Raw genomic sequence first — 14,847 nt, forward strand, 5'->3', positions numbered from 1 at the left:
CGGGTCCGAGGCATGGCAGACTATACCATAGATACGGCTGACGGACGACTCGAAGCGTTGCGCCGGATGTTGACGATTCGGGAGTTCGACACGACGGCGGGCGAGTACTTCGCGGACGGGGAAATTCCGGGATTCGTCCACCTCTACATCGGCGAGGAAGCCGTCGGTGTCGGTGCGTGTGCCGCGCTGGAGCCCGACGATTACATCGCCAGCACCCACCGTGGTCACGGCCACTGCATCGCCAAGGGGCTCGATCCCAAGCTCATGATGGCCGAACTGTTCGGCAAGGCCGACGGTTACTGTAACGGTAAAGGCGGCTCGATGCACATCGCCGACGTCGACGCCGGGATGCTCGGTGCGAACGGTATCGTCGGTGCGGGACCGCCGATGGCGACCGGCGCGGCGCTCACCATCGACTATCAGGACCGCGACCAAGTCGCGCTCGGATTCCTCGGTGACGGGGCGGTCGCGCAGGGACAGGTCCACGAAGCCATCAACCTGGCGTCGACGTGGGATCTCCCGGCCATCTTCCTCGTCGAGAACAACCAGTACGGGGAGGCGACTCCGGTCGACAAACAGCACAACGCCGACAACCTCAGCGACACCGCCCAGGCGTACGACATCCCCGGCATCACCGTCGACGGGATGGACGTCACTGCCGTCGCCGAAGCGGTCGAGGAGGCGCGCAAACGCGCTCGGGCCGGCGACGGTCCGACGCTCATCGAAGCCGAGACGTACCGCTACCGAGGCCACTACGAAGGCGACGAACAGCCCTACCGTGACGAGGCGGAGATCGAGCGCTGGAAGCAGCGAGACGCCATCGAGTCGTTCAAAAAGCGCCTCGTCGACCGCGGCGAACTCACCGAGGACGAGTTCGAGGAGCTACGGGCCGACGTCGAAGCGACCATCGCCGACGCCGTCGACTACGCACAGGAGGCCGACCTCCCCGCGCCCGAGGAGGCGTACGACGACATGTTCGGCGAATCGGTACCCGAAATCGAGCAGTTCGCGGCCCGTCCACGGACCGACGGCGGGAACCGCGGAGGTGACTCCCGATGACGGCGCAGGCCAGTCTCGATCAGGAACAGACCGAGACGATGACGGTGCGAGAGGCGATTCGGCTGGCGCTCCGGGAGGAACTCCGCCGCGACGAGGACGTCTACGTCATGGGCGAGGACGTGGGCCTGTTCGGGGGCGTCCTCGAAGTGACCGGCGACCTCTTCGAGGAGTTCGGCGAGGAGCGGGTTCGGGATACACCCATCGCGGAGGCGGGATTCATGGGCGCCGCGACGGGTGCGGCCGCGACGGGCACCCGACCGGTCGTCGAACTCATGTTCAGCGACTTCATGGGCGTCTCGATGGAACAGATCATGAATCAGATGGCGAAGATGCGGTACATGTTCGGCGGGAAGACGGAGATGCCCGTCACCGTCCGCACCACCGAGGGCGGGGGGATGGGCGCCGCCAGCCAACACTCCGGCACCGTCCACGCCTGGATCGCCCACTTCCCCGGGCTCAAGGCCGTTGCACCCGGGACTCCCGCGAGTGCGAAAGGTCTCACCAAGGCCGCCATCCGCTCGAACGATCCCGTGTTCGTCTTCGAGAACAAGATGATCTACGAACGGAGCGGTGAGGTGCCGACCGACCCCGACTTCACCGTCCCGATCGGTGAGGCGGCCATCGAGCGCGAGGGCGAGGACGTGACCGTCGTCGCCACCCAGCGCCTGGTTGGCGAATCGCTGGAGACGGCCGAGAGCCTCGCGGGCGATGTCGATGTCGAGGTGATCGATCCGCGCTCGCTGTACCCGCTCGACACCGACACCATCGTCGAGAGCGTCCAGAAGACCGGACGGCTCGTGGTCGCCGACGAGAGCCCACTCTCTTACGGCATCCACGCCGAAGTCGCGACCCGGACGATGGAGAACGCGTTCTTCAGCCTCGACGCGCCGATCCAGCGGGTCGGAACGCCGGATACGCATATGCCGTTCAGCCCGCCGCTCGAACAGGAAGTCCTGCCCAACGGCGAGGACGTCCGCGAGGCGGTCGAGCGGATCGCCTGATGGCCCGGGTCGGACTGATCGTCAACCCCGCGGCCGGCCGGGATATCCGGCGCCTCACCGGCGGTGCGAGCGTCGTCGACAACTACGCGAAACGCCGCGTCGCCGAGTGCGTTCTCGCCGGACTGACGCTCGTCTCGGAGCCGCCCAGCGTGGCGGTGATGCCCGAGAAAGTCGGAATCGCGGACCACGTCGTCGCGGAGGCGCCCCCCGACCTGACCGCCGGGACGCTGGATATGACGGTCGAGGAGTCGGCCGCCGATACGCGCCGTGCGGCAGCGCACTTTCGGGCGGAGGCCGACGTGGTGGTCGCGCTCGGCGGCGACGGGACGACCCGAGATGTCGCACAGGAACTGGGCGACGTGCCGCTCGTTTCGGTCTCGACGGGAACGAACAACGTCGTTCCGTCGCCGGTCGACGGGACTGTCGCAGGCGCGGCCGCCGCCGTCATCGCGACCGGAATCGTCGATACGGACACCGTAACCTACCGTCACGGACGCATCGAAGCCGTGGCCGACGACGTGACCGGCGAGAAGCGCCTCACCGGGCTGGCGTCGATCGGGATCGTCGACCGGCCGTTCGTCGGAACGCGTGCGGTCGTCGATCCCACGGAACTGCTCGGCGGCGTCGTCTCCCGCGCACATCCCTCGGACCTCGGCCTCGGGAGCGTCGCCGGCTGCTTCGGGGTCATCGAGCCGGACGCACCGGGAGGGGCGGCCCTCCGCTTGGGCGACCCCGATGTGACGCCACGGAGCGCCACCGCCCTCGTCGCGCCAGGGATGGTGACAACCGTCGGAGTCGAGCGTCACGACACGCTCGATTGGGGTGAGCCGGCGACGTTCGAGGTAACGGACTGCGTCATCGGCGCCGACGGGGAGCGCGAGGTCGAACTCGTGGACGCGACGGTCGAACTGACGCCGACCGCAGACGGTCCACGGCTCGTGGACGTCGACGCGACGCTCGACGCCGCAGTCACGTCGGGAACGTTGGTTCGGGACGGGACGGCTCGGGCCAACCGGTAACTCCTACTCCGTCCCCGCGTACGAGCGCAGGACGAGTTCGGACGCCCGTTCGGCTCGTTCGCAGACGGCGCTCAGAAACGCTCGGCCGTCGTCCACGCCGAGTGCGCGCGTATCGTAGGTCAGATCGAGCGTCACCAGCGGCTGCAGGCCGACACCGTCGCCGTCCGGAATCGCTCGCTGGCCCGTCGGGTCCACGGCGAGTGCTGCGACGGCCGGCGGATTGATCAACCGACCCTCGGTTTCGGCCTCGGCCGCGTTGGCCAGCGTGAACGTCGCTCCCTCGGCCCCCGTGTCCGCGTCGCCGTCGATCGACTGGCGCCGCTCGACGATCTCCGTCAGCGACAGCCCAGCGAGGCCCGGGACGACGCCCGCGACGGCGTCGTCGTCGATGGAGCCGACGAGCGCCACGTCCTGTGTCTCATGGATCTGGTGTGTCGATTCCACGTACGTGCCGTTTATCGCCGGCTGTGCGTCGAGGGCCTCCGACACGACGACGAGCAACACGTCGGTCATCGTCACTCGCTCCTCGAAGGCCGCCCGAACGGCGTCCATCGTCTCGAACAGCGCCTCGCCGGCGGCCGGGTCGGCGACGGCCGTGACACGCCCGTACCGGTCCACCGCGCGATCCTCGGCGGCGACCCACCGCACGTCCGTTTCGTCCCGTGTTCCGGCTTCGGCGGCGGCCTCGACGTCGTCCGCGGTGACCGCGCCCTCGAAGCCGGTGCCCTCGACGGCCATCAGGTCGACGCCCAGTTGCTCCGCGCGTTCCCGCGCTCGTGGCGACGCCTTCACCGCCTCCGCTGCGCCGCAGTCGTCCGATTCGGCGGCAGCCTCGACGTCGTCTGCGGTGATCGCACCCTCGAAGCCGGTGCCCTCGACGGCCGTCAGATCGACGCCCAGTTGGCCCGCGCGTTCCCGCGCCCGTGGCGACGCCTTCACCGCCTCCGCCTCCGCCGCGGCCCCCGGCGCCTCCGCCTCCGTCGTCGCGTCGCCGGTCTCCCTCGCCTCGTCGGCGGCACCGGCTTCGTCTCCCCCGACTTCTGACGCTGCCTCCGCACTCTCCGTCTCTCCCCCGCTCGATTCGATCTCGGGATCGTCGCCGAGTTCGGCCTCCACTTCCGCTTCGAGCGCCGAGATGTCGGCCTCGGCGGCCGCCAGGATACCGATAGGGGTCCCCGGCGGAACGGACTCCTGCTCCCCAACGTAGAGCTGCCGCAGCGTTCCGTCCTCACGTGCGTCCACCTCGCCGATGCTCTTCTCCGACTCGACTTCGACGAGTGTATCGCCTTCCGACACGTCGTCGCCCGGCTCCACGTACCATTCGAGAACCGTTCCCTGTTCCATCTCGAGCCCCAGCTTCGGCATCTTGATAATGTATGCCACAGTGGCAGTGTCATGCACGCTATGGTACTAAAACGTACCTCATTTTATCACGGAGTTCGTACGGGCAGTCACCAGCGCTCCGCGCCGGTACGTCGAACGTCGCGCTCGAAGAAGGAGGTCAGGCCGGCTGTGAACGGGTGTGTGATCGGAGTTCGCGCACCTCGTCGCCGATACGCTCGATGGCGTCGCGCGCCCGGTCGATCTCCGGATCGGAGAGCATCGCCAAGAAGCCGTGGATCATATCGTCGTACTCGACGTGAGTGGTCGGGACGCCGGCATCGGACAGACGGCCCGCCAACTCTCGTCCGTCGTCCCGGAGCGGGTCGAATCCACACGTCAGGACGAACGCCGGCGGGAGTGCCTCCAGCGTCCGCGCCCGGAGCGGCGAGGCGTACGGGTGGCTACCGTCCAGTTCACACCGGAGATAGCCGTCCCAGAATCGTTTCATGTCCTCTCGCGTGAGGAAGTACCCCTGTGCGTTCTCCTCGTAGGAAGCCGTCTCGAAGCCGTAGTTCGTGACGGGGTAGGCGAGCACCTGATAGTCGATGTCCGGGCCGTTCCGGTCACGGGCGAGTAACCCGACGCCCGCGGCGAGGGTTGCCCCGGCGCTATCACCCGCGACGATCAGCGTGTCGGGATCGGCGCCAATCGCTTCGGCGGTGCTGGCGACCCAGCGGGTCGCGGCGTAGCAGTCCTCGAGTCCGGCCGGGAACGGGTGTTCGGGCGCGAGTCGGTACTCGACGGCGACGACGACACACCCGGTCGCGTTCGTGAGCGCTCGACACAGGGCATCGTGGGTTTCGAGTCCACCGAGCATCCACCCGCCGCCGTGAAAGAAGACGAGCGCCGGATGCGGGCCGTCTCCGGGAGGGGTGTATATCCGGGTCGGAACGTCGCCCTCCGGCCCCGGAACGGACCGCTCGGTCACGGATCCGACCGCTTCCGAGGTCGTTTCGGAGACGCTGAGGTTTCGATACGTCTCCCGGGCGTCCTCCAACGACAGCCGATGGAGCGGCGGTAATCCCCGCTCCGATAGTCCGTGGAGGTACTCTTCGACCTGCGAATCGAGCGCTGACATGGATACGTACTCGTTGTTCGCACGAACGACTATAATTGTACCTGTCGTCTGGGGGGCCACACGTCCGCGACGGGTACGGGCCGTCGCGACGGACGCCACCCTCGTTACTCACAGCGCGCGCGCAACCGGCGCTCGGGGAGGCAGCCGTGAACGTCACGGAACGAACGAGCGGACGCCCGATCGGTGACCGCCCGAATCGCAGTCGACGGGGTCCGTTTCGACGCGGATAACATATTTGATCCCTTAGAAATAAACAGATATAACCGGAAAATTACACGTAAGTTCTCGACCGAGTACGAGCTCCCACAGAATCGATAAAATCAGGGACTGGACGGTTCAGTACGCCAGTTTGACGGTAAAGAGTGATCGCGATCGGCTCGGGTGTCGACCGTCGCTCCCCTCTCATCGATAATGATCGGACCGAGTCGACGAATTCGGCCTTCGAGTGCGCGTTCGTGCTGTTTTCGTATCTTTCGCACCCACGTAACTCTCCCCAGTCGTCCCGTGATCCCCCGATAGGCGGAAACAAACATATCGGACAGATAGATAGTAGTTAGAACGAATACGTTCATCCGACGTGACCGAACACCTCGCTCGTTATCGTTCCTGACACTATGGACGCCATCGTTATGTGGCGTTCCGTCCGCTGTCGACACGGAGTCACGCCATGGCGACAGAATCGGACACCCGGCCACGCTACGTACCGGCCGCCGCCCTCGGCGACCGGCTTCGAGCGGCGGATATCGCGCTCGTTTGTTCGGTGCCGCTGGTTCTCGGCCTCGTTGCCCTCCTCCCGTTGACGACACGCCGGTCGCTCGTCTTCGACTACACGGCGCCGACGGTGCCCACCGCCGTCGCCTCACCGTTCGTCCATCTGGCGCCCGGCCATCTGCTCGTCAACGTGGGGCTGTACGCCCTGGTCGTGCCGGTGGTGCTCACCCTCGCCATCGCTGGCGAGCGTCGCCGGCGTTTCTACACCGCCTTCGTCGTCTTCGTCTGTGTCTTTCCGCCCGTCCTCTCGTATCTCAACCTCGCGATTCCGCGGGCGGCCGCAGGCGTCGGCTTCTCCGGGGTCGTGATGGCCTTCGCCGGCTACCTCCCCTTCGCGCTCGCGGAGTACCTCGACGACCGCTTCGGCGTCGGTCCCGCGACCCAGCTCGCTCCCCTACTCTTCCTGACCAGTCTGAGCCTCGTGTCCGTGTTGAGCCTCCGCTCCGTCTTCGGGCTGGTCGGCTACCGCGCGGCCGGCCTCGCCCTCGCGGCGTTGCTCGGCGCGCTGTGGTACGGCCTCGCCCTCGTGGAGCAATCACCGACCCTCCGTGCGAACGCTCGGCGCCTCCTCGCGACGCCGGGGGCGGCGGAACTGGCCGCCGTCGCGGGCGTCCTCGTGTTCGCGGTACCTTTCGTCGCCTTCCCGGCAACGCCGGTTCGCGACACCGGCGTTCTGAACCTCTACGTTCACCTGCTCGGCTACGTCCTCGGTTTTCTCGTGCCGTTCGTCACGGCGGCGACGACGCGATTTGTGGCTCGGCGCGTCGAATCGTAAACACGCTGGCTCAGAGCCATCCTTGCCGTCGCAGGACGACCACCGCAACGACGAGGGCCAGAAGACCCAATCCGAGGATGGCCAGCGTCCGCGCCTCGAACCCGCCGGGCTCCGTTTCCTGCGTCGTCGTCTCCGTCGTCGGGTCAACTTCCTCGACCGTCGGCGTCGCCCCTGGCGTGGGTCCCGCTCTCGGTGTCGGTTCCGCCGTGGGCGCCGGCGTCGGTTCCGCGGTGGACGCCGGCGTCGACACGGTGGTCCGCGTCGCGTCCTCGGGGGTCGGTTCCGCCTCGGTGCCGTCCCCGCCGCTCCCGCCCCCGCCACCGCTATCCGACTCGACCACGTTCGCTCCGTCCCCGCCGTCGTCCGGGGTCGGTTCGGGAGTCGGTCCGGGGGTCGGTTCGGGGGTCGGTTCGGGAGTCGGTTCCGGTTCGACCGCCAGCGTCCGGTCCTGTTCGTCGGTCACCGTGTACGGGTCCCCGTCTTCGTCACCGAGCGCCGTGACCGAAATCGAGAGCCGCGCCGTTCCGAAGTCGTTCGCCTCCATCGTCACCGTCGCGACGGTCACCGGGCCGGTGTCGAGCGTGTCCATCCCCGTTGCGGCGAGACGCACCTCCCTCGACCCGTTCGCGGCGTGCGTGTACGCCGCCGAGTCGTCGTAGGTTACGTCTCGGATTTCGAGGACCGAACTGTCGTTGGTCCGCACCGTGACGTTGAACGACCCGACCCCGCCGCTCGCGTCCTCGACGACCACGTCGTACTCCACCGTCTCGCCCGGCTGTACCGGACCGTCCTTCGGCGACAGCATGACCTCGGTTGTCGGCGCGCCGGCGACGACACCGGCGACGACGCCGAGACAGCACACCCCGATCAGCAAGATTCGTGCGAACTCCCCACGCCCGTCCATAGTATTCGGTCAGATATTCGATACTGTTAAATGTACTGTGGATTATCAACTCAGATATTCGACAGTATTAACTGATTGGTCAATAAGCGTGTTTCAACCAAGGTGTCCGTGGAGTGGCGGGGAGACACGACCCACGACGGGGAGGACAGGCGTTTTCGGCACGAACACGCCGGTGGCTAGCGGCGGTCCTGGCGGTCGTTCTGATGTTGACGCCGGCCGTGGTCTACGTCCCGGCCGGTTCGCTCGCACAGGCGGGTAACGACGGAATCGTCGGCAACGACGCCCCGGTCGGTAACGACGGAATCGTCGGCAACGACGCACCGATCCGGCCGGAGACACCGCTTCCGCCGGTCGTCGGGGCGCGGCGGCCGACCGATCCGAACGGCGACGGCCGTTTCGAGGACGTCAACGGCGACGGGACGTTCGACGTCGTCGACAGTCAGGCGTTGCTCGCGCATCTCCCGAACGAGAGCGTCCGGAACCACACGGTTCGCTACGACTTCACGGCCGACGGGGTTGCCGACGTGAGCGACGTGCAGTGGCTGTACGTCCGGGCGATCCAACCGTCGTCGGCCGACCCCGACGGCGACGGCCTGAACAACAGTCGGGAGATCGAGTTGGGGACGAACGCCTTCGCCGTCGACACGGACGACGACGGCCTGGCGGACCCGGTCGAGGCGAACGACGGGAGCGCGGTCGACACCGACGGGGACGGAACGATCGACGCCCGTGACCGTGACAGCGACGGCGACGGCGCCACCGACGCCCGCGAGGGCGACGCCGACACCGACGGGGACGGCATGCTCGACTACCGCGACGCCGACGACGACGGCGACGGGGTGGCGACGCTCGTCGAGGTGACCGACGGCGCGAACTACACCCACGACGTGGACTTCGACGACACGTCGAACTGGCTCGACCCCGACGCGGATGGCGACGGGGTGCCTGACGGCACCGAGGGACTCGCCGACCGCGACGACGACGGGATGCCCGCCTACCTCGACAACGACGGGGACAACGACGGCCTGCCCGGCCACTACGAGCGAAACGTCACCGGGACCGCGCCGGCGAACAACGACAGTACCACCGGGGTCGTCGAGTACGAGACGGCGGACAACGACGTCATCGACGGGATGGAGGATTTCGACGCCGACACGCTCGGCAACTACCGCGAGTACACGCTCGGCACCGACCCTCTCGACAACGACACGGACGGCGACGGGTTGACCGACGGCTTCGAGAACCGTCACCGGGCGTTCGACCCGCTCGCCGCCGATTCCGACGACGACGGGGTGGCAGACGGCGAGACCGACCGTGACGACGACGGCCTGACCAGCACCGAAGAGGACGAGTACGGAACGCTCGTCGACCGCGCCGACACCGACCGCGACACCCTACTCGACGGCCGCGAGGTCGACCTCGGCACCGACCCGACGACGCCGGACACGGACGACGATGGCCTCGACGACCCCGCGGAACCCCCCCTCGGCACCGATCCCCTCGTCGCGGACACGGACGGCGACGGCGTCCTCGACGGCAACGAGACGTTCGAGACGACGGCGACGGACCCGGAAACCGGGGCGACCGTCGATATCCGCGGGAGCGGGAACCTCTCCGCGAGCGTGCGCGTCACGCCGAAAGCGTTCTTCGAGGGCGTCGGCGCCCGCGCCGGGCCGACGGTTCGGATCACCAACCGTTCCGCGTTCGAGAACGCGACGGTGAGTCTCCCCGTCGACGACGCGGTGCCCGAGTCCGAGTACGACTCGCTCGCGGTGTATACGTGGAACGGCTCCGCGAACGACACGTGGACGCCGCTGGAGACGACCGTCGAGAACGGCACCGCGCGGGCGACCGTCGAGGACTTCTCCTATTTCACCGTCCTCGACACCGACGAGTGGGTCAACGCCACCAGCCTCGACGTGGGCGAGCCGATCCGGTTCAACGAGACGAACGTCACCGCCTGCACCGACGCCTGTGAAATCCGCAACGAAACGACGGCCATCCTCGGCGGCGAGCCCAGCGCTCGTCAGATCCGGATCGAACAGGGCGACCGCACGCTCGAGGTGGTCCCCCTGAGCAACGGACAGTCGATCGAGCGGTTCTACGACTACGGTGCCGCGGAGATCAACTCGCCGCTTCCGGTCGCGAAAAGCGACACGAGCCGGCTGTTCCTCTGGTCCGGCCCGAACGGCCTGAGCCTCGTCGTCGTCCACGACAAGCCACGCGACGGCTCCGGCGCCGCGGTGTCGTTCGAGTTTTCGGGCCTCCCCGGTCGGGGGTCGTGGGTCGTCCGCGACGACGGCGGCGACTTCAGACGCAGCGGCGGCGCCGCCTCGCCCGACTGGACGTGGACGCGCGACAACACCGACGGCGGCGCGTTCCGCGGCGGCCTCACGAACACGTCGATCACCATCGAGCCCAAGTTCAACGAGCAGGCGTACTCCGAGCCGCTGACCTCCGGTCGCCTCGACGCCTGGCAGGTCCTGACCGGGCGTGCGACCGATCCGCGCAACGAGTCGCTCGCGCTCGACGAACCGATCACGATCCACGTCCCGGAGGCTCCGGGTGACGGGACCGACGGAACGGCCGGCGATTCGGGGCGGCTCGACTTCTCGACGCGGCTGGCCAACGGCACCGAGGACGTACGGGTCGTCTATCAGACCGAGCAGACCGACGTGAATCCGAGCGCGAGCGTCACCGTCACCGGTCCAGAAGGCGCACGGGTCACCAGGTCGCTCTCCATCGGGACCGTCGGGACGGTCAGCGAGGTGCTCGATGTCTCCTCGCTCGCGGCCGGGAACGCGAGCGTCAGCCTCAGCGCCGACGGCGTCAACCTGCGCGCACAGCTGATCGCGCGGAGTTCTTTCGACACGGACGACGACGGCATCCCCGACGATATCGAGGAGCGGACGTGGACGCTCCCGACCGGCCCGGCCGACACCTTCTCGACCGATCCACGGGACAACGACACCGACGGCGACGGCATCCCCGACGGCGAGGAGGTCGAGTTCACCCGCGAGGTCGTCGACGGCGAACTCCGGACGACGCCCGCGGTGGTGCGTTCGAACCCCGACGCCGTCGACTCCGACGACGACGGCCTGACCGACCCCGAGGAGCGCCGCGGCTGGAACACGTACTTGGCGACCAGCGCCGATCAGGGCGATCGGTTCGCCGAGGCCCGGGAGGGTGACGGGAACGCCACCGCGGTCCTGTTCGAGCAGAACGTCAGCGCCGATCCCCTGCGGGCCGACGCCGACGGCGACCGGCTGGACGACACGCGCGAGCGGATCGCCGGCACCAATCCGGGCGTGGCCGACTCCGACGGCGACGGCAACACCGACGGCGAGGAAGTCCTCGACGACGAGCGGGGCGATCCGACCATCCACGACCACACGGCGCCGGCGGTCGAGCCCATCTCGTTCATCGCGAACAACGTCCAGCGGACGAGCTACACCATCTCGCTCGCCGTCACCGATCAGAGCGGGTTCACGACGGTCAACTTCTACAAGAAGGGCGAACGGCAGCGCCAGCTCACCGAGATCAGCGAGACGGCGGAGACGTACCGCAATCTGGTCATCAACGTCGAGCGAGGCGCCGTCGACAGCATCATCACCGGCATCAGCGGCTTCTTCGTCCCCCCGACGATGGACGTGGAGACGATCGACGTCCACGACACCAGCAAGCGCCGGACGATCAAGGGCCCCGACTCGTTCGGTGCCGCCGCCGACAAGTACAGTCAGTTACCGATCAATCCCGGCAAGAACGCTTTCGTCGGGGTCATGGCGTTCTCCTCGGGTGTCACGACCGTTATCGCGGAGACGATAATCGGCATTGTCAATCTGCTCACTGATCCGCTCGGGTTCGTCGATCAAATCCGACAGTTCGCCGAGACGGTGCTCGATAACCCGGCGATCCTGCTGAAACTCCCGCAGTTGATAATCCAGTCCATTCAAGAAAAGCAGGACACGCGCAACCCGTTCGAGCCGGCCGAACCCGAGAACAACCCCTTCCAGTTTGGCTGGTTCACGGGCTACCTGTCCGGGCAGATCCTCTCCTCGATCATCTCGTCGGTCGGCAAGTCGGCCGCCTTCCAGAAGCTCCTCCAGAACTCGCGGTCGTTCCAACGGTTGATCGACGCCGTCGACTCCGCGGTGCCCGACCGCGTGCCGAACCGGATCCGACCCGGCGTGTTGCGTCGTGCCGGCAAGATCGACGACAACCTTCCCGATACGGACGTGCGGACGGGGACGCTGAGCGCCCGGTTGAGTCGGGTCCCCGAGGCCGACCGTGGTCGGATCGTCGAGCAGTTCGACGAACTCGATCCGGACGCGCTGGACGGCGTCGATGTCGACGCACCGACGACCAAGGCCGCGGGTCTGTTCGACGCCGCGAACGACCCCTCGAACGCCCGGCGCGCGCTCGAAGCCCTCGCCGAGACCGACGACGAGGCCGCGAGCGTGTTGTTGCGGATCGACGACCCCGAGACGCAGTGGCGCTTCGCCCGGGCGTACGACCGGAGCGTCGACGGCGACGAACTCGCGACGGCGCTGCGCAGGTACGACGAACTCGACATCGGCGACAAGCGCGCCGCCCGCGGACTGCTCAAGGCGACCGGCGACAACGGCGTGCGCTTCCTCTCGCGGGCCGATCCGGCGACGGTCCGGAACGTGGTCGGGAGCGCCGCGGACGGGAACGCCGACTACGCCCGGACGGTCGTCCGCCGGTTCAACCGGTACTACCGGACCGGCGATGCCGACGCTCGCGTCGAGCTCAGCGACGCAGTGCGGCGGATCGACCAGCTCGAGGCGACTGGCAACTCCGAGGCTGCGGCCGTCGCGAGACGCCTCGTCGCCAGTGATACCGAGGGCGGGAGCCGGCTCGTGAACACGTTCGACGCGTCGCAGTTGCGTCGGCTCGGCGACGAGATAGAGGCCGGCACCGTCAGCGAGGCGGCCCTCGGACGGTTCGCCCGTGACCTCAACGAGCGGAACGTCATCGAGCTTCGCGAAACCGTCCTCGAAAACGGCGATAGCGACGCGACGACGGCCGACCTGGCTCGGTTCGTCGGCACGTCCGACGGCGAGGCGAGTACGCTCGTCCGCAAACTCGAAGGACAGCAACTGATCCGGGTGGTCGAGATGGATTCGGCCGACCGCGACGTGGTCATCGAGGCCGGAATCCGTCATGCGCTGAACGGCCGTGACGACTTGGCGAGTAACAGTCTGACCCCGGCCGACATGATGGAACTGGACGACAGTATCGACCTCCAGAACGCTCGGATGGTCGCCAAGACGGCCGATGGCAAGCCAGTCGCGCTGGTTCCCGGGACCCCCGACTCCGGCTTCGACCATCTCCAGGCGCGTCACTTCGACGGGACGGAGATCAACTCGGGTGCCGACCAGCCGACGACGTTCTTCCCGTCGGGCGCGGAAGTCCCCGCCCGTGGCGGTGCGCCGGCCGCCGAGTTGCCGTCGAATCTGAATCGCGACGAACTCGCGCCGCTCGTCCGGGAGGCCATCGAGCGCTCGTCGGCGTCGGCCGCCGGCGGCTTCAGGGTCGAGTTCGACAGTCCCCGGAACGGAATCACCGAGATGCAGGTCAACCTCGACGGCTCGACGGTCGGAACCGCGTATCCACGTGCCGGCCCCGCGGTGAAACGCTTCAACTGGGAGGCGGGCCGATGGGAAGAGTGGACCGAATCCGGGTGGCAGCGCTGGGAGGCCCCGTACGAAACGACCGAACGGCTCCGGTCGCCCCGCCCGATCCAGCCGGACACGCCTCGGACGACGGCGTTACGTACTCCGGCTTCTGTCGTCGATACATGACCGCGTTCGCGACGCTCGAACTCGACTATCCCACACCGACGACGGTCGAGTGCCGGGTCGAGACGGGTGAGGATACGTACGCGTTCGAGGGCGCCTTCTCTGCCCCTTCGGCCGACCTCCTCGACGCCGTGTACACTCTCCCGTCGGTGCTGGGTGGTGACTCGGCGTCGTTACTCCGGTTCGCCGATTGGCGTCTCCGGCTACAGGTTCGTCCCCACGATGCCGAGTCGGTGCAGTTGACTGTGACCGACGGCAGCGATCCGGAGGTGAGCGTCCCCGTGGCGACGGATCACCTCTGTGAGGTGTTCGTCACCGCGGGCCGGACGTACCTGAAGCGCCTCCGCGACGCCGATATCACCACCGACTGCTACCGTCTGGCGCTGACTGTCGGACTCCACGACCTCGAACGGCGCGTCGAGTACTACGATGCCGGCCGGATGGACGACTACGAACCATCCGTCGAGCGAGCGAACGTAGAGACGTTCGTGTTCGACTGCCGGAGGAACGACCACCTCGTCGCGTTCGTCGCCGGAACCGATGCCCTCACCGAATTCGTCGCCGACCTCCGGCGTCGCGACGACGAGTACGCCACCGACGCCTACCGACAGCTCCTCCAGCACCGCGATGCCGTCTGCACACACGTTCTGCGACATCTCCGTGACGCTCCCGACGACCGTGCTCGCCAGTACCTCCGGAACGTCTGTTGGTCGAACGATCCGGAACTGCGGTCCCGCGCTCTCGACGCTCTCGAAACGGTGGATCGAGAGGAGGCGCTCGACGCCGCCCTGACGCTCGCAAAAGACCGCGACCCCGACGCTATCGTCGCGGCCGCGCGGTTGTTCGCCGATGTCGGTGCCGAGGCCGTCGACGACGCACAGCGTGACCGGATCGAGTCGGCACTCGACCGGGCTGCCGACCGCATCGACGACACGGCCGCTGCCGACGAGGTTCGGACGATAGCCAAACAGTTCCGCGTCCGATCCGGATAACCGGCAAACATCCACCGCTTCACGCCCCTCTTTACGCCCCGCC

General features: G+C 67.6%; 9 protein-coding genes. 6 read left to right on the plus strand and 3 right to left on the minus strand.

The annotated features are described in order from the left end of the window. Positions 1–12: 12 nt before the first annotated feature. The 3 genes from HALNA_RS06800 to HALNA_RS06810 are packed head-to-tail and all read left to right on the plus strand — an operon-like array spanning position 13 to position 3,079. A complete protein-coding gene (locus HALNA_RS06800; RefSeq protein WP_049935646.1) occupies positions 13–1,059 on the plus strand; it encodes a thiamine pyrophosphate-dependent dehydrogenase E1 component subunit alpha in 1,047 nt (348 codons plus the stop codon). Beyond that, entirely contained in the window at positions 1,056–2,060 is a 1,005-nt protein-coding gene (locus HALNA_RS06805) for an alpha-ketoacid dehydrogenase subunit beta (RefSeq protein WP_049935647.1), read from the plus strand. Before HALNA_RS06800 ends, HALNA_RS06805 begins: the two co-directional genes overlap by 4 nt. Next, positions 2,060–3,079 (plus strand): NAD(+)/NADH kinase, encoded by a 1,020-nt coding sequence (locus tag HALNA_RS06810; protein WP_049935648.1) that lies wholly within the window; start codon positions 2,060–2,062, stop codon positions 3,077–3,079. The genes HALNA_RS06805 and HALNA_RS06810 overlap by 1 nt, the downstream gene beginning before the upstream one ends. A 3-nt stretch (positions 3,080–3,082) precedes the next feature. Here HALNA_RS06810 and HALNA_RS06815 read toward each other — a convergent pair whose 3' ends face one another. Then, positions 3,083–4,462, minus strand: a complete 1,380-nt coding sequence (locus HALNA_RS06815) for an E3 binding domain-containing protein (protein WP_211225998.1) — start codon at positions 4,460–4,462, stop codon at positions 3,083–3,085. 118 nt (positions 4,463–4,580) lie between these two features. Next, a complete protein-coding gene (locus tag HALNA_RS06820) occupies positions 4,581–5,540 on the minus strand; it encodes an alpha/beta hydrolase (RefSeq protein WP_084509936.1) in 960 nt (319 codons plus the stop codon). A gap of 667 nt (positions 5,541–6,207) precedes the next feature. On the opposite strand from HALNA_RS06820, the gene HALNA_RS06825 reads away from it, so the two are divergent. Continuing rightward, positions 6,208–7,086, plus strand: a complete 879-nt coding sequence (locus HALNA_RS06825) for a hypothetical protein (protein ID WP_245576011.1) — start codon at positions 6,208–6,210, stop codon at positions 7,084–7,086. A gap of 10 nt (positions 7,087–7,096) precedes the next feature. Here HALNA_RS06825 and HALNA_RS19865 read toward each other — a convergent pair whose 3' ends face one another. After that, positions 7,097–7,990 (minus strand): cohesin domain-containing protein, encoded by an 894-nt coding sequence (locus tag HALNA_RS19865; RefSeq protein WP_049935649.1) that lies wholly within the window; start codon positions 7,988–7,990, stop codon positions 7,097–7,099. A gap of 203 nt (positions 7,991–8,193) precedes the next feature. Between HALNA_RS19865 and HALNA_RS20850 the strand changes: the two genes are divergently transcribed. Both HALNA_RS20850 and HALNA_RS06840 read left to right on the plus strand, forming a co-directional pair. Then, positions 8,194–13,815: a hypothetical protein gene (locus tag HALNA_RS20850; protein ID WP_049935650.1), complete on the plus strand. Its 5,622-nt coding sequence runs from the start codon at positions 8,194–8,196 to the stop codon at positions 13,813–13,815. Beyond that, positions 13,812–14,804, plus strand: a complete 993-nt coding sequence (locus HALNA_RS06840; protein ID WP_049935652.1) for a hypothetical protein — start codon at positions 13,812–13,814, stop codon at positions 14,802–14,804. Before HALNA_RS20850 ends, HALNA_RS06840 begins: the two co-directional genes overlap by 4 nt. Positions 14,805–14,847: the final 43 nt, after the last annotated feature.

Origin of the sequence: Haloplanus natans DSM 17983, assembly GCF_000427685.1 — an archaeon.
Taxonomy (GTDB): domain Archaea; phylum Halobacteriota; class Halobacteria; order Halobacteriales; family Haloferacaceae; genus Haloplanus; species Haloplanus natans.

Coding starts and splice junctions, on each gene's coding strand:
- HALNA_RS06800 (WP_049935646.1), top strand. CDS start 13: ATGGCAGACTATACCATAGATACGGCTGACGGACGACTCGAAGCGTTG.
- HALNA_RS06805 (WP_049935647.1), top strand. CDS start 1,056: ATGACGGCGCAGGCCAGTCTCGATCAGGAACAGACCGAGACGATGACG.
- HALNA_RS06810 (WP_049935648.1), top strand. CDS start 2,060: ATGGCCCGGGTCGGACTGATCGTCAACCCCGCGGCCGGCCGGGATATC.
- HALNA_RS06820 (WP_084509936.1), bottom strand. CDS start 5,540: ATGTCAGCGCTCGATTCGCAGGTCGAAGAGTACCTCCACGGACTATCG.
- HALNA_RS06825 (WP_245576011.1), top strand. CDS start 6,208: ATGGCGACAGAATCGGACACCCGGCCACGCTACGTACCGGCCGCCGCC.
- HALNA_RS19865 (WP_049935649.1), bottom strand. CDS start 7,990: ATGGACGGGCGTGGGGAGTTCGCACGAATCTTGCTGATCGGGGTGTGC.
- HALNA_RS20850 (WP_049935650.1), top strand. CDS start 8,194: ATGTTGACGCCGGCCGTGGTCTACGTCCCGGCCGGTTCGCTCGCACAG.
- HALNA_RS06840 (WP_049935652.1), top strand. CDS start 13,812: ATGACCGCGTTCGCGACGCTCGAACTCGACTATCCCACACCGACGACG.